Origin of the sequence: Shinella kummerowiae (assembly GCF_009827055.1) — a bacterium.
Taxonomy (GTDB): domain Bacteria; phylum Pseudomonadota; class Alphaproteobacteria; order Rhizobiales; family Rhizobiaceae; genus Shinella; species Shinella kummerowiae.
Genome location: NZ_WUMK01000011.1, coordinates 103,583 through 118,329 on the forward strand (window position 1 = coordinate 103,583; position 14,747 = coordinate 118,329).

Here is a 14,747-nt window from a genome sequence, read left to right on the forward strand (position 1 = left end):
GGCTTTTGCTGGAACGGATTGGACCAAAGTCCATACCAGGACAGAGCAAATGGACCGTCCCGTTTCCGCATAGGCCCCGACGTCAACTGCGTAGATGAACGTATAATGTTCTTGCGCGTTGCACCGGCGAGAGCGCAGGATAACCATCATGACGGTCTACAACTTGGCGAAAGCAATCCTTACGATCAGCATGGCCTTGGCGGTTGCCGCAGTACCTGTTCACGTCGAATGGAAGGGCCGTACGCCGACCCCTACGCTTGCCACCGCGGATGCGAAGAACGGCAACGGGGGCGGACATGGCGGCGGCCGCGGCGGTAAGGGCGGATCTGACAGCCGAGGCGGCAAGGGATCCGACAGCAAAAGCGGCAAAGGGCGGAATGGCGCGAGTGACAAGGCAAAAGGGCGGGCCGCTTCAGTCGCGAAGAAGGAAGTCACACCCGATTCAGTTGCCGTTCGCTATCGCAACGGCTATCTTGAGCAAGTTGTCAGAGGCCGGTTCATCATGAAGGACTCGAAGGGCCGGACGATTGTGAACCGCAAGGCAACGGCACAAGACCGCATGCGCCTTTTTCTGAAAACGATCGTTCCCTAACCCAGGTAGTGCGGTGCCGTTTCGCCTGCATCCCGGAAAGCCATCGCCGCCTCGGTTCGGTTGCTGACGTTCAATTTGGCGAATATACGCGTCAAATGATGTTTGACCGTCTTCTCGTGAAGGTCGAGATCGCGGGCGATCCGCTTGTTAGTGAGGCCTGCCGCCACGAGGCTCAGCACATCATACTCACGCTCGGTCAAGTCACGGATGCCCGTTGCGGATGGCTGGTTTCCCACCTGCGAGAGGTCAGCAATCATCCGCGCAGACAGGGCAGGGGAGAGATACATCTCGCCGCCCTGCACAGCTCGCACGATTTCGGAGAGCGTGCGCGATCCGACACCTTTAAGCACGTATCCCTTGGCTCCCAGTTTCAAAGCCGTTGCCACGTCGGAATGCGATTCCGACACGGTCAACACGATGATCTTCTGTGCGGGCCGCCGCTCCAGGATCGAGGCTACCGCATTGAGCCCACCTCCCGGCATCGAGATGTCCAGCAGCATGACGTCCGGATCTGCCTGCTGGGCGATAGCCTTCGCATCCTCACAACTGCCGCCTTCACCGACGATATCGTACCCTCCAATGTCCATCAGACAACTCGCTACGCCCTCCCGGAAGATGGGGTGGTCGTCAACGACCGCAACGCGGATCGTACTCATATCGGTGTCTCCATGTTGTGCAGCGGTAATGTCATTGTCACTATGGTGCCTGCGGGGGCCGGCGCTACGCTGAAGGTCCCTCCCAGGCTTTCGACCCTGTCTCTCATTCCGGCCAGACCTATGCCGCTACCACCTGAATTCAGTTGCGAGAGGCCGGGCCCCGCATCGCCGACCTGGACTTCGATACCGTCATCGAATTGAGCTATGTTGACCCACTGGCCCAAACCGGCCGCATGTTTGTATCCGTTGTTGAGAGACTCCTGAATGAAGCGGTAAATGCAGATCTTTGCTGCGACCGGCAAAACCGTGATTGTAGCCCGATTGCGCAATTCGACCGTCTTGCCTGTGCGTGCGCGATAACTATTCAGCAACTCCCCCAACATCTCTTCGAGACTGACCGACTCGACATGCGGCAGCACCAGGCCCGTACATATCGTGCGGATCTCGGTCATTGCCTGATCCAGACTGGCTTTGATAACGCTGACCTCTTTCTCTCGACGTTCCGTGGACGTGGCTGGTTCAGACAACAGGCCGCTATCGACCCTTAGCGCGGCGAAGGCGACCAGCTGCGCGGGGCCGTCGTGGAGGTCAGCTCCGAGATTGCGAAGATAGCTCTCGTTGAGGGCCGTTGTGGCGGCGGCTGCGCGCTGGATCCGGGACTTGAGGGCATCATTCTGGCTTAAAAGCTGTGTCAGCTCCGCAATGCGGGACTCCAGCTCCCGACTCTGAAGGCTTATCGTTCTACTTCCTCGAAAAACGATCGCTGACAGGGTGAGAAAGAAGGCAAGCGTGACGGTGGCTACCGCGCTCCAACTCTGCCAGCGGGCTACAGACAGATCCACCTTCAAACCCTCTGCAACCTCGTAAAATTCCGTGACGGCGACAACTTCACCGGACCAGGGTTGCAGCAGCGGGCTATAAATCTCCAGCAGCGGAAGGCCGGACTCCCGCTCAGCCGTACTTTCGATGTCATCGAGTTCATCGAACTCGGCAACGAGCTCTCCGCCGAACGCCTTCTGCAAATCCTCACTGGGCGCAAACTGTTGTCCGATTTGGGATGGGTCGCTGGAATAGAGTATCCGCCCGTCACGAGCCCAGAGACGAAACGCCTTGAGCCGCTCGCCCAACGGCCCCTGCGCCAGGGTCTCATCAAGCACTCGGCTGCTGGTCTCATCGAGAATTTCGCTGCTTGCCATGTCAGGAAGCAGGGGAGCGATGATGCTGTCGACGTAAAGAGCGGTTGAGGCGGCGGCGTTGCGGGTAACGGCCTTCTCTATAAGGTGTGTGACGAACAGTCCGACGAGCGCCATTGCACCAAGGGAGAAAGCACTGCCGACAATAAAGAACTGGCGGGCAAGGGTTTGACGCCCCCAAACAGAATTGCGTGGCGGTTGTCGTGTCGACTCTACACACGCGGGATTCGTTGCATTCACGCGCGTTGGCACCCTTGGTTTCCTCGGCTCCGGAAGAGATAGTCCCTAAGCTTTCCCCCGAACGAACCAAGCGGGCATTGGTTCCGCCGATGACCGCCTGCCCTTCCATGACGAAGGGCAGGCGGAATGCGTCAGTTCAGTACCTGCACCACCGTGTACGTGCTGGGGTCAACGATGACCCTCTGCTTGTTGACCACGGCATAAGCATAAGTCGGGTCTTCGGGAATCGGCGTTAACACCACCGTCTTCGGCAGGGGCTTGCCGACTTCCACGACGTCCTCGACGACGATCGTGTCGGAGGGTATCGGCTGCTGTTCGACGTAGGTGACGACCCTCCTCGGCGGCGGATCGAGCGCCGTTCCCGCGATCGCGCCAACAACACCGCCGACGGCGGCACCGACGGGTCCGCCGACGACCGCGCCGGTCACGGCGCCGCCTGCTGCGCCCGTTACGGCACCATCATTGTCGTCGTCGGCCATCACCGGCGATGTGAGAAGAGCGGCCGCGATGGCAGCCGAGGCAAGAAGGTTGAGTTTCATTGTTCCACTCCTTTGGGTTGGACGGCAAAGGAAGCGGTTTGGCTGGCGATGGTTCCGACGTTGGACCAATGCCTGCGCCCATAGGGACAAAGGTCTGATCAACGCTTCCGGCCGGAACCATTGCCGCAATCCATCGCTTTTACAACGCGAGATAACCCGGCGATATGAGGACTTTATCATGAGACCGCTTCTCCTGGCCGCCGCCCTTGTCGGCGCACCGGCCTCTGGGGCCCTGGCCCAGGCGGCCGCGACCCCGACGACCGACGGCGATACGCCGGCCATCGCCACGCCGGATAGCAAGAACGAGACCGAGCCAGTCGAAGGCACAGCCGCCAAACGCTGACTGCGGCGGGCGCTGCATGGAGGTACAATCATGAAAACATTGGCAGCCATCATCGCCAGCGTTCTGCTGTCGGTTGTTACATTTTCAATCGGCGTGTTCGGTGCCATTCTTTATCTTTCGACACCTGAGCCGGCTTCGATCTCAAGAACCGCGGGGGTCTCGGATCTGTGGACCACGGAGCCCACCATTGTTGCGCGCAACCCGCTGGAGCGTGCCGCTGCCCGCCAGGTATCGGCATCGCATACCGAAGGGGGCAACCCGTCCAATGAGACCGTCGAACAGACAGTCTTGCCGGATTCCGAGCCGGACGGTTTTGTCACGGGTTCGATTGCGGACGAGGAAGACCAAAGGGCAATGACGTTGTCCCGCGAACATGTGCAATGGTGTGTGTCGAGGTACAATTCCTACCGAGCCGACGACGGAACCTATCAACCCTACAGCGGAAAACGCAGGCCTTGCGTTTCTCCCTACATCGCGCTTGAGACCGAAATCCGTGACCAGGACGGAGGAGCCGCCGAGGAGGTCCTTTTAAGCGCGCCTCGGTCGCTCGGCGAGAGTGACCAGAATGTGGCGATAGTCACCGCGGATATAGACGATCAGGTTCGCAGGTGCAGTGCGCGCTACAGGTCCTATCGCTCCGAGGACAACACGTACCAACCATATAGCGGAGGCCCACGGCGCCAGTGCCGGTGAAGAGCAATATTCTGGACCGTTCGCTTCCGCACAGAATAACCAGCAGACGCTTGCGGGCCGCAATACCAGTCAAGGCTCGATGTGTCGGGTTCAGGGTTAGGAAAGCTCGGATTGCCTGGACAGAAGAGCTGGACGGCCGCTTTCGAAAGGCGAGGTGAGCGCGCGGTGCTATCGCCACCGCTTCACGTGATTGACGAGTGCCCGCAGTTTCGGAGCGAGATTGTGATTAAGCGTCGAGGTTTGACCCCTTTCGGCGCGGAAGAATGACCCGCCCTTTTTAGATTAACATGCTGAGCAATTTGTGGTTTCTCCGATGTGACTGGGGTCAGCTGTCGGCGCCGATGGTGCGGTCAAACAAGACGCCGAAAGACACCAGCCTGAGGAGCTGAGCGATCTCAAAGTGCTGTTCGATGACATCACATCGCAGCCCTGGTTCGATCCGTCCGATGGCGCGCAGGAGGCTTTCGCCAGGTATCTCATCGAAACGTTCCCGTCTGGCGCCTTTGATGCCCGGAAACATCGCTCGGTCGTCGAAGCGTCGGCGCGAATGTTCTAGAGCAGCGACACGGCCGCATAAGGCAAAGCCCGATATAGACCGAGACAGAACCGAGAAAATCGGCCCGGGAGCCACCTCGTATAGCTCGACCGGGCCTTGGCGCTCGATGGTTCGAGCACTTTGGTACTCTGCCAGAGGTGCGTGCCGATGTGAATCCAGATTCGTCCGCTCATATGAGCCGGTCTGTTGGCTCACCATTGATGGTCGGGATCGACCATGAAAGTGGGGACTTCAAAGTCCCTGCCGATGGCAGCCCGCAGCAAATCGATGCAGCGTTTGCGTTCCTCCTCGATGCCGTCGACAATCATCATCACGGGATCTTTCTGGCCGCGGGCCAGATGGCGGGCCGCGATGTTCCATGCTGTACGCTCGGTGGTCGATGTAAAGACGCCCGACATATCGTCCAATCTGCTTCTCCTGCCGATCACTTGGCGGCGGAGAATGCTTCGACGTCCTTGCGCGAGCGTTGCCGTGGCGTCAGAAGGGTAACGCGGCAAGGAGCACGGCGACGGGCACGCTGATGGCCGACAGCGTCAACGCCATGGCGGTAGCAAGCCTCACCAACTGCGCGCGCCGGGCGCGCCGCTCATCCCATTCGTAGGCCAACCTTGTCCTCCTGAATATCCGACAACACCATGTCAGGACGTCGGAGTCGAGTCGGGAACGCTGCTCTGCAGGTCTCCGTCCTCGCCCATCGGCTCTGCCGAGCGCAGGTCGTCGAAGGTGATCTGAAGCGGTCCACGCTCGATGCCGCTTTCGCGATCGAACTTTGCGCTCGCGATCTCCTCGAGCAAGTGGCGGTGTCGTTTAAGGAGGCCGACCGGGCCAACCGCGCTGCTGTCGAACGCCTGCAGCGTGCTTGCGAAGACGAAGACGTCGATCGTCTCTCCCTCGGATGTCAGCATTTGCCAGAACAATCCGAGTTCCTTTGGCGCGGGTGCGCCGGTCCTTCTGATCAGGGGCATGTAAAGTCCTGCGTGCATTTCGACGATGGGGAGATCCTCGACAGCGGGGGCTGCCGCGAAATCTCCCCGGCTCATCTGCTTGAGTCGGATGAGCGCAGGTGATGTGGGGCGCCTATGACGAAAGTCAAATCCTTTGCCGGCGATCAGGCGCCCATCCGCCTTCGCACGATCGTCCGAGGGTGAATGGCAGGAACTCGACCTCGACGCCTGGTCACGGGTCGCCCTCTTCATAGCGGTCACGCTGTGCACACGACGGAACAAGCTTGCCGCGCCTGTGTTCTCCATTGCGGCTTCAACAAAGGGATTTCAGATGACCAATTTCCGGGCGAAGGGATTCGACAGTCCGTTACAGCTACGCGAGCATCTCATCGAGCTCGAGGAAGAAAGTCCAGCCGAGGATCCGAGCACGGCGAGGGCCGACCGCTCCGCCGAGCGAGACATCGCGGCCTTGCGGAAGGAGGTCGAGTATCTACGAGCGCGATTGTCGTTGATCCGGAAAGAGGCTGAAGGTATCGATGCGCCCCCGTCGCGGGGTGAACGTCACCCATGGATGCGGATAGCCAAGACTGTCGCGATGACCTATCTCCTCGGCCGGCTCGTGCAGCGTCTCCGTCTTGGCGCGCCCGGCGCGGCCGCCGTGCCGATGATCGCCTCGCAAATTGACCGCAGGATCTGGTAAGCGCGTCATGGCCGACAAGCTTTCGACCTACAAGAAGAAGCGGGACTTCAAGCAGACGCAGGAGCCGAGCGGCTCGGCGGCCGTCAAATCCTCGAACCGGCTGCGCTTTATCATCCAGAAGCACGACGCCACACGCCTGCATTACGATCTTCGCCTCGAGCTCGACGGCGTCTTCAAATCCTGGGCAGTGACCAAGGGACCGTCGCTCGATCCCCATGACAAGCGTCTGGCTGTCGAGGTCGAGGATCACCCACTCGACTATGGCGACTTCGAAGGCACCATCCCGAAAGGCCAATATGGCGGCGGTACGGTCATGCTGTGGGATCGCGGCTACTGGGAGCTTGAAGGCAACAAGTCTCCGGAAGAGGCTTTGAAGAAGGGTGACTTTAAGTTCGTGCTCCATGGCAAGCGCCTGCATGGTAGCTTCGTTCTGGTGCGGATGCGCAATGATCGCGAGGGCGGCAAGCGGACAAACTGGCTGCTGATAAAGCACCATGACGAGCATGCCGTCGATGAGAACGGCGCAGCCATCCTGGACGAGAACATGACCTCGGTCGCCTCCGGCCGGACGATGGAACAGATCGCCGGCGGCAAGGGCCGCAAGCCGAAACCGTTCATGACGGCCAGCGGCGATGTCGAGGCGGATGCGGTGTGGGACAGCAAGCACGGCCTTGCGGCTGACGAGCGCAAAAAGAAGACGCGCAAGGACGTCGCGACATCGACGGCAGCCGATCTGCCGGACTTCATTCCTCCGCAGCTGTGCGAAACGCTCGAACGCCCTCCGGCCGGCGACAAGTGGCTGCATGAGATCAAGTTCGATGGCTATCGAATTCAGATGCGGGTCGCCAATGGCGATGTGACGCTCAAAACCCGCAAAGGCTTGGACTGGACCGCCAAGTATCCGGAGATCGCCGAGGCCGCCGCATCACTTCCGGATTGCATCATCGACGGCGAGATTTGCGCGCTCGACGACAACGGCGTTCCGGACTTTGCCGCATTGCAGGCAGCGCTGTCGGAGCGCAACACAGGCAATCTTGTCTATTTTGCATTCGACCTTCTGTTCGATGGAGGGGAAGACCTGCGCGACAAGCCTCTGGTCGACCGGAAAGCCCGGCTACAGGAGTTCGTTACGGACGCGACCGAAGATCCGCATCTCCGTTTTGTCGAGCATTTTGAGACCGGCGGCGACGCGGTGCTTCGCTCCGCTTGCAAGCTCTCGCTCGAAGGCATTGTTTCTAAACAGGCGGATGCGCCCTATCAATCCGGCCGGACCCATACCTGGGCGAAATCGAAATGCCGCGCGGGGCACGAAGTCGTCATCGGCGGGTATGCCAAGACGAACGGCAAATTTCGCTCCCTGCTGGTAGGCGTTAACAGGGGCGAGCATTTCGTCTATGTCGGCCGCGTCGGCACCGGCTATGGCGCTAAGAAGGTCGAGACGCTGATGCCCACGCTCAAAGCCGCCCAGGCAGACAAATCCCCGTTCACGGGGATAGGCGCGCCGAAGAAGGAGAAGGAAGTCGTCTGGCTGAAACCCGAACTGGTCGCGGAGATCGAGTTTGCCGGTTGGACGGCCGACGGTCTGGTCCGCCAAGCGGCCTTCAAGGGCCTGCGCAAAGACAAGCCCGCCGCGGAGGTCGAAGCCGAGAAGCCTGCCTCGCCGGCAAAGACGGAAATCCCGGAGCCGGCCGCGGCCGTGGAGGCGAAGCCCGCGCGCCGTAAAGGGGCGAAGGCGGAGGTCATGGGCGTGCTCATCTCCAATCCCGACAAGCCCTTGTGGCCGGACGCCGGCGACGGCAAGCCTGTCACCAAGGAAGAGCTGGCCCACTATCACGAAGCGGTCGGCGCCTGGCTCATCGAGCATGTGAAGGGGCGGCCGTGTTCGATCATCCGCGCGCCGGATGGCATCGGTGGCGAACAGTTCTTCCAGCGCCACGCCATGCCGGGCACCTCGAACCTGCTGGAACTGGTCAAAGTCTTCGGCGACAAGAAGCCGTACCTACAGGTCGACCGGGTCGAGGGCCTCGTCGCCATCGCCCAGATCGGCGGCATCGAGTTGCATCCGTGGAATTGCCAACCAGGGAAACCCGAAGTACCCGGCCGCCTTGTGTTCGACCTCGACCCCGGCCCGGACGTGCCGTTCTCGGCCGTGGTTGCGGCCGCGCGCGAAATGCGGGATCGGCTCGACGACCTCGGCCTCATCAGTTTCTGTAAGACGACCGGCGGCAAGGGGCTGCACGTCGTCACACCGCTCGCGGTCAACGCACGCAAGCCGCTCTCCTGGGCCGAAGCCAAGGGCTTTGCTCACGACGTCTGCCAGGAGATGGCACGCGACAACCCGGACCTCTACCTCATCAAAATGACCAAGAGTCTGCGAGAAGGTCGCATCTTCCTCGACTATCTGCGGAATGACCGCATGGCGACTGCGGTGGCGCCGCTGTCGCCGCGGGCGCGGCCGGGCGCCACGATATCGATGCCGCTTACCTGGACGCAGGTCAAATCCGATCTCGATCCGAAGCGGTTCACGATCCGCACTGTGCCGGCGCTGCTGGCGAAAACGAGTGCATGGGAGGATTACTGCGATGGCCAGCGCCCACTGGAACAGGCGATCAAGCGGCTCGGCAAGCACAAGGCGGCCGCATGACCTTTGAACGGACGAGCGTCAGGGCCACATAGGAAGAATGAAGAAGCACGATCTCCCCATCGAGCACCTGGCGCGCCTCCGGCGGATCCGCGGACTGGCGCGGCTGATGGACACCGCGCTTCGCGTTCCCGGGACGCGGATTTCGCTCGGGGCGGACTCTGTTCTCGGCCTGATCCCGGGCATCGGCGATTTCGCTGCGGCGGCTATCAGCCTCGTCATCGTCAACGAGGCGCGCCGTCTCGGGGTGCCGAACGACAAGCTCGTCAAGATGCTGGTCAATGTCGGCTTCGATACGGTCGCGGGCAGCGTGCCGGTGCTGGGCGACGTCTTCGACGTCTATTTCAAGTCAAACCGCCGCAATCTGCAGCTGGTGCTGGATCACTTCGGTCTCGACCATGCCGACCTTGACCGGCGACGATAGTCACTTGCCGACGGTTAAGGTTTTCATGTCGAATACAGCGGCATTGTCCTGGACTTCCCGCAGGCCCTTGTAGGAGGCGTGGCGCAAATTGCCGTCGTCAGTCCAACCGCGGAATTCGATCTCTGCGATGAGCGTCGGCAGCGCGAACACGTAGTTCTTGCCCGTCAGTGGCACGGCAGGCGTTTTGGTCCTGAGCTTGTCCAGCGTCTTGCGCAGATATTCGGCGTCCGCCGTCTTGAAGCCGGTTCCGACAGAACCGACAGAAACCCAGGCATCGCCGCGCCGCGCGGCGAGCAGCAAGCTGCCGATACCGCTGCGCGCCGCCGCAGATTGTTCGTAGCCGACGATCATGAAACTTTCGCTCTGGATGCACTTGATCTTGATCCAGTCACCGGAGCGGCCGGAGCGGTGAGGCCGGTCGCGCTGCTTGGCGATGATGCCTTCAAGGCCCATCGTGCAGGCCTTGGCCAGCAACTCGGCGCCGTCGCCATGGGCTTCCTCCGACAGCTGCACCGCGCCGGTGGCGCCATCGAGGAAATCCGAGAGGAGATGCCGCCGGACGTCGAGCTCCGTCTTGGTAAGATCGTGGCCGTCGAAATAAAGAAGGTCGAAGGCGAAAAAGACGGCCTCGGTGGAAGCGCGCTTGCCCCCGCGGCCGCCGAGCGAACGCTGCAGCGCCCCGAAATCAGCGTGTCCTTGCTTGTTGAGGACCACGGCCTCTCCATCAAGAATGGCAGTTCCGACGCCGAGCTTCTTCGCGGCTTCAGCGATGGTCGGAAACCGTTGGGTCCAGTCATGTCCGCCTCGCGTGATGATCCGCACCCGTTTCGGCTCGATGTGGATCGCCAGGCGATAACCGTCCCATTTATTCTCGAACAGCCACTCCGGTCCCTCGGGCGGCGCCGGCCGGAGCAGGGCGAGGCAAGGCTCGACGCGGTCGGGTATCGGATCGAACGGCAGGCTCGGCTGTTCGGGATCGCGTATGCGAACCGGGCGAGACTGAAGCGTTTCGCGAGACTCATCGTAGAGAGGTATAGCGGATTGCCGCTTCTTCATGGCTGCCCATCATGCGTGCGAGAGAGGACCAACATAAGTGCCTTCCGTGAAGAATTCAGGATGCGCGCTTGCCTTTTTCGCCAGCGAGGCTTTTTCGCAGCGCATCCATGATATCGATGACGTTGCCGCCCGACGGCCGGTCTTCTCCTTTGGCCTTGCCTTTTTTTGACGGCTTCAGCGCCTTCTTCTTTTTGGCGATGATGTCGAGGAGCGCGTCCTGAACGGGATCGGAGACCATGTCCGGCGACCAGGGCTTCGTGTGCTGCTTGATGAATTTCTGGACGAGGGGAACGAGGTCCGGATCGGACTTTCTGTCTATATCCTCGAAATAGGACTCCTCCGGTCGCACCTCGTCACCGAAGCGCAGGCTCCAGAGCACGATGCCTTCGCCGCGCGGCTCGAGCACGACGGCCCGCTCGCGCCGGCCGATGACCAGGCGCGATACACCGAATACCTTGTCCGACGCCATGGCGTCGCGTATGACGGCGAAGGCCTCGTGGCCAACGGGATCATCGGGCACGAGGTAGTGGGGTTTTTCCAGATAAATCCATTCGATGCTGTCGCGCGGGACAAACTTGTCGATGTCGATCGTCTTCACCGTGTCGAGCGCCATCGCATCCAGTTCGTCGTCGGTGAGCAGGACATAGTCGTTCTCGCCCCGGGCATAGCCCTTCACCTCATCGTCGTCCTTGACGGGCTTCCTGGTGACGGCATCGACATATTGCGAGACGACGCGGTTGCCGGTCTCCCGGTTCAAAGTGTGAAACCGAACCTTGTCGCTCTCCGACGTCGCCGGTGACATCGAGACGGGACAGGTGACGAGCGAGAGCTTCAGATAGCCTTTCCAGTAGGGGCGGGGTGCCATGGTCTATCTCCTCAACCGGCCTTGCGCTCTGCTGCCGCGGGGCTGCGCGTCTTCGACGCGGCGGCGCGCGCCGCCGCCTTGCGACCGGCGCCTTTGTTGGCATTGGCAGCGGAACGCTTCGGCGTGTCGTCATCGGACTTCAGCATTTTGGCACTTTCGCGCAAGGCGGCCAGCAGATCGTCGGGCTTGGATACCTTGACCGCCGTGCGCTTCGGCGGAGCCTTACCCTCGATCTTCGCCTTCACAAGTTCGGCGACCGCTTCTTCATAGCGATCGTCGAACGCGGCCGGGTCGAAGGTGCCTTTCTTGGTGGCGATGATGTGCTTGGCGAGATCCAGCATCTCGCCTTTGATGCGCAGCTTCGGTATCTCGTCGAAGGCTTTCTCCGAGGAGCGGACCTCATAATCGTATTGCAGGGTCGTGGCGATCAGTCCCTTGCCATGCGTGCGGATCAGGACAGTGCGCATGCGCCGGAACAGGACGGTGCGGGCAACCGCCGCAACCATCGACTTATCCATGGCGTCGCGCAATGCGGTGAAGGCATCGGATGAGACGCGGTCGGTCGGCACCAGATAGTAGGGCTTGTCGAAATAGACGTCATCGACATCGGAGCAGGGAATGAAAGCTTCTATCGTCAGCGTCTTGTTGCTCTCCGGTATGGCGGCCGCGACCTCTTCCGGATCGATCATGATGTACTGGCCGTTCTCGATCTCGAACCCCTTGGTCTGGTCCTCGCGCTCGACCTCTTTGCCGGTATCGCTGTCGATGAAGACGCGGTTGACGCGATTGCCGGTGAGCTTGTTGATCGTGTGAAACGAGATGCGCTCGGAGGTGCTCGCGGCCGTGTAGAGACCAACGCCGCAACTGACCTCGCCGAATTTGATGAAACCCTTCCACTGGGCACGATGACCGGCCATCTCGATACTCCCGACTCGACGCAACCAAAGCGAGTCAAGCGAATCACTTGCGAATTTGTTCCGAGTCGAAAAGAATCGGAAATCAATAACTTAGGCGATCCTCGTCTCTCTTTTTGCGAGTCTCGATCATGCCTTTGATTCGCTGCATCTTTTCGAGTTGGCGTGCGTTTCTTGAGAACCGCAACTGAAAGACAATGGGATGGTCGACGGTGACGACATTGGCCAGGACGCCATGGAGGACGACGAGCGCGCCGCCGTCTCGTTTCCGTTCGACCGGATGACAGTGCAGCGGTTTCGCGAAACCTTTCCACGCGCCTGCTGGAGCGACCGGCGGAAGGCGTGGCTCGTGCCGGGGAAGACCGCGCGGCGGCGCATCGATCGCTGGATGGCAAGGGAAGAATCGCGTGCCGATCCGTATGCCGATGCGAAGGGCAGGGATGCCTTCGCGTTCGAGCCGATCCTCAGCCCCTATCTTGGCGTTGACAGAGAAGGGTTTCGCATCAAGACGCCCTATTCGCGCAAGCTGGTCGAGGAAATCCGCCAAGTGCCCTTCGCCCGCTGGGACGGCGACACCAAGGTCTGGCGGGTGCCTTTCGCCTCCTATGAGGATCTCGTTAATCGCTGGCAGGTCATCGAGACGGAAGCGCAGCGGTGCGAGCCTGAAGAAAGGCGCAAGCGCGCCGAGGCGCGTAAAGGGACGGACGAGGAGAGGACCTCCCGCCGCCGGGCGGCCGAGCGCAAGCGCCGGCGCATCCCGCTTCCCGCCGACGATCTGCCTCCGTTGGACCGACCGATTGCGACGACATCGTACGGGATCGTCGTCGTCAGCGATATCACCGGCGAGCTGGTCGAGCGCGAAGAGACCGCCGAACTCTTTTCTGATCTTCTCGAGGACCATGTCTGGGCCACATGGCGAACGCCTTCGCTGGAGGAACTTGTCCACACCTGGCCGTCGAAGGTCGAACCGGGAGAACAAGAACGCCGGCGGGGCTGGTGGCTACCGACCCTTGAGGAGTTGCGTGAGGCGCGTCGAACGGCGAGGGCGCGAGAGCGTCGGGCGACCCGACGCACTTCCGCCTGACCTCAATCCGATGGTGGCTCTATCTCGATCATGACGGGTGCATGGTCGCTGGTGTGCGCCCAGCCTCGTGGACCACGCCGGACGTTCGCCTTCCGGAGCCAGGGCGCCAGCGTCGGGCTGAGGAGAAAATGATCGATGCGCAGGCCGGCATCACGTTCGAAGGAGTTTCGCCAGTATTTCCAGAAGGTGTAGATCCGTTCCTTCGGATGCAGCTGACGGACGGCGTCGGTCCAGCCCTGGGCGAGAAGGTCCGCATAGGCCGCCCTGACCTCGGGGCGGAACAATGCGTCGTCGCGCCAGCGCTCCGGTGCATAGACGTCGAGATCGGTCGGCATGACGTTGAAATCCCCGATCAGCGCCACGGGAAGATCAAGCGATAGCAGCTCCGCCGCATAGGTCTGGAGCCGCTCAAACCAGCGCAGCTTGTAGTCGAATTTGGGACCGGGCGCGGGATTGCCGTTCGGCAAATACAGGCAGCCGATCAGGATGCCGTCGACGGCGGCCTCGATATAGCGGCTATGAGTATCGTCAGGATCGCCCGGCAGGCCGCGGCGCGTCAGGACAGGCGTTGTGTCCCTCGCGAGGATCGCCACGCCGTTCCAGCTTTTCTGTCCATGCCAGACCGCCTGGTATCCCAGCCGCTCAAGCTCGGGCTTCGGAAAGCGCTCGTCCGGCGACTTGAGCTCCTGCAAGCAGACGATGTCAGGCGCATCTTCTTCCAGCCATCGCAGAAGGACGGGAAGCCGGCCGTTGATGCCGTTGACGTTGTAGGTGGCGATCTTCACGCGCAGGCCTCCGCAGTCTCAAGTGATCTGTCCGCGCAGGAGCCCCAGCGTGCGCTCATCAGGTTCGCCGCTGTAAAAGCGTGCCAGGGCAGTATGAAACCGCGGCGTTTCATGATCAGAGGCCGTGTCGAACAGCGTCATCGACGAGCGGAATTTGAGATCGTCGGGCGAGCCGAAGATGTCATGTGCCGATCGATCCCGATGGGAGAGGACCGCATCCGTCACCTGCGCCAGCCGGTCTGCCAGAATTGGATGGGCGAGATAGGCGCGAGCCTCTCCAAGCGAAGCTATCCCGTAGAATTCCGCTTTTGGTGAGCGGCCGAGGGCGCGCGGCTGCGGGAAGATGAACCAGATCCAATGGCTTTCCTTGCGTCCGGTGCGTAACTCGGAAAGAGCGGTGGCGAAGACATGCTCCTGGGCCTCGACAAACCGGTTAAGCTGGAAAGGATCGTCCATCGATATCGCCTGCTCCGTCTGCATTGTAAGTCCGGCAGATAGCGCGCGAGAGCAGTGCGACAAGAT

The 14,747-nt window shown here is 61.1% G+C and carries 19 protein-coding genes; 7 read left to right on the plus strand and 12 right to left on the minus strand.

What is annotated here, in order from left to right; translation table 11 throughout:
* Window positions 1-148: 148 nt before the first annotated feature.
* On the plus strand, window positions 149-592 hold the full coding sequence (locus GR138_RS25565) for a hypothetical protein (protein WP_160862098.1): 444 nt from the start codon (window positions 149-151) through the stop codon (window positions 590-592).
* Here the strand turns inward: GR138_RS25565 and GR138_RS25570 are convergent.
* The 3 genes from GR138_RS25570 to GR138_RS25580 all read right to left on the minus strand — a co-directional run bounded on the left by GR138_RS25570 (window position 589) and on the right by GR138_RS25580 (window position 3,220).
* A complete protein-coding gene (locus GR138_RS25570) occupies window positions 589-1,248 on the minus strand; it encodes a response regulator (RefSeq protein WP_160862099.1) in 660 nt (219 codons plus the stop codon). The two genes, GR138_RS25565 and GR138_RS25570, sit on opposite strands and share 4 nt — an antisense overlap.
* Window positions 1,245-2,693, minus strand: a complete 1,449-nt coding sequence (locus GR138_RS25575) for a sensor histidine kinase (protein WP_338091165.1) — start codon at window positions 2,691-2,693, stop codon at window positions 1,245-1,247. Before GR138_RS25575 ends, GR138_RS25570 begins: the two co-directional genes overlap by 4 nt.
* A gap of 119 nt (window positions 2,694-2,812) precedes the next feature.
* Complete coding sequence (locus GR138_RS25580; protein ID WP_160862100.1) at window positions 2,813-3,220, minus strand: DUF1236 domain-containing protein; 408 nt, start codon at window positions 3,218-3,220, stop codon at window positions 2,813-2,815.
* 178 nt (window positions 3,221-3,398) lie between these two features.
* On the opposite strand from GR138_RS25580, the gene GR138_RS25585 reads away from it, so the two are divergent.
* The gene (locus GR138_RS25585) at window positions 3,399-3,563 is read left to right on the plus strand and encodes a hypothetical protein (RefSeq protein WP_160862101.1); all 165 of its coding nucleotides are present in this window, start codon (window positions 3,399-3,401) and stop codon (window positions 3,561-3,563) included.
* A gap of 30 nt (window positions 3,564-3,593) precedes the next feature.
* Window positions 3,594-4,256, plus strand: coding sequence for a BA14K family protein (locus GR138_RS25590; protein ID WP_160862224.1), 663 nt, complete (start codon window positions 3,594-3,596; stop codon window positions 4,254-4,256).
* Window positions 4,257-4,581: 325 nt separating this feature from the next.
* Here GR138_RS25590 and GR138_RS25595 read toward each other — a convergent pair whose 3' ends face one another.
* From GR138_RS25595 to GR138_RS25605, 4 genes are all read right to left on the minus strand, one after another.
* The gene (locus GR138_RS25595; protein ID WP_160862102.1) at window positions 4,582-4,776 is read right to left on the minus strand and encodes a hypothetical protein; all 195 of its coding nucleotides are present in this window, start codon (window positions 4,774-4,776) and stop codon (window positions 4,582-4,584) included.
* A gap of 227 nt (window positions 4,777-5,003) precedes the next feature.
* Window positions 5,004-5,219, minus strand: coding sequence for a hypothetical protein (locus GR138_RS25600; protein ID WP_160862103.1), 216 nt, complete (start codon window positions 5,217-5,219; stop codon window positions 5,004-5,006).
* A 70-nt stretch (window positions 5,220-5,289) separates the two neighbouring features.
* Window positions 5,290-5,418: a hypothetical protein gene (locus tag GR138_RS30860; protein WP_276508812.1), complete on the minus strand. Its 129-nt coding sequence runs from the start codon at window positions 5,416-5,418 to the stop codon at window positions 5,290-5,292.
* Window positions 5,419-5,450: 32 nt separating this feature from the next.
* A complete protein-coding gene (locus GR138_RS25605) occupies window positions 5,451-5,777 on the minus strand; it encodes a hypothetical protein (RefSeq protein WP_160862104.1) in 327 nt (108 codons plus the stop codon).
* A 310-nt stretch (window positions 5,778-6,087) separates the two neighbouring features.
* Here GR138_RS25605 and GR138_RS25610 point away from each other — a divergent pair, with 310 nt between their 5' ends.
* From GR138_RS25610 to GR138_RS25620, 3 genes are read left to right on the plus strand one after another with little or no spacing between them, the layout of a single operon-like run.
* A complete protein-coding gene (locus tag GR138_RS25610; RefSeq protein WP_160862105.1) occupies window positions 6,088-6,456 on the plus strand; it encodes a hypothetical protein in 369 nt (122 codons plus the stop codon).
* A 7-nt stretch (window positions 6,457-6,463) separates the two neighbouring features.
* The gene (gene ligD, locus GR138_RS25615) at window positions 6,464-9,100 is read left to right on the plus strand and encodes a DNA ligase D (RefSeq protein ID WP_160862106.1); all 2,637 of its coding nucleotides are present in this window, start codon (window positions 6,464-6,466) and stop codon (window positions 9,098-9,100) included.
* A 37-nt stretch (window positions 9,101-9,137) separates the two neighbouring features.
* Entirely contained in the window at window positions 9,138-9,521 is a 384-nt protein-coding gene (locus GR138_RS25620) for a DUF4112 domain-containing protein (RefSeq protein ID WP_160862107.1), read from the plus strand.
* Here the strand turns inward: GR138_RS25620 and ligD (GR138_RS25625) are convergent, their stop codons facing one another.
* From ligD (GR138_RS25625) to ku (GR138_RS25635), 3 genes are read right to left on the minus strand one after another with little or no spacing between them, the layout of a single operon-like run.
* The gene (gene ligD / locus GR138_RS25625) at window positions 9,522-10,577 is read right to left on the minus strand and encodes a non-homologous end-joining DNA ligase (RefSeq protein WP_160862108.1); all 1,056 of its coding nucleotides are present in this window, start codon (window positions 10,575-10,577) and stop codon (window positions 9,522-9,524) included.
* 55 nt (window positions 10,578-10,632) lie between these two features.
* Complete coding sequence (gene ku / locus GR138_RS25630; RefSeq protein WP_160862109.1) at window positions 10,633-11,442, minus strand: non-homologous end joining protein Ku; 810 nt, start codon at window positions 11,440-11,442, stop codon at window positions 10,633-10,635.
* An 11-nt stretch (window positions 11,443-11,453) separates the two neighbouring features.
* Window positions 11,454-12,359, minus strand: coding sequence for a non-homologous end joining protein Ku (ku, locus tag GR138_RS25635; RefSeq protein ID WP_160862110.1), 906 nt, complete (start codon window positions 12,357-12,359; stop codon window positions 11,454-11,456).
* A gap of 199 nt (window positions 12,360-12,558) precedes the next feature.
* Between ku (GR138_RS25635) and GR138_RS25640 the strand changes: the two genes are divergently transcribed.
* Window positions 12,559-13,440, plus strand: a complete 882-nt coding sequence (locus tag GR138_RS25640; protein WP_160862111.1) for a hypothetical protein — start codon at window positions 12,559-12,561, stop codon at window positions 13,438-13,440.
* 2 nt (window positions 13,441-13,442) lie between these two features.
* Here GR138_RS25640 and xth read toward each other — a convergent pair whose 3' ends face one another.
* Entirely contained in the window at window positions 13,443-14,225 is a 783-nt protein-coding gene (gene xth / locus GR138_RS25645; RefSeq protein WP_160862112.1) for an exodeoxyribonuclease III, read from the minus strand.
* 18 nt (window positions 14,226-14,243) lie between these two features.
* The gene (locus GR138_RS25650) at window positions 14,244-14,681 is read right to left on the minus strand and encodes a DUF1810 domain-containing protein (RefSeq protein ID WP_202402850.1); all 438 of its coding nucleotides are present in this window, start codon (window positions 14,679-14,681) and stop codon (window positions 14,244-14,246) included.
* Window positions 14,682-14,747: the final 66 nt, after the last annotated feature.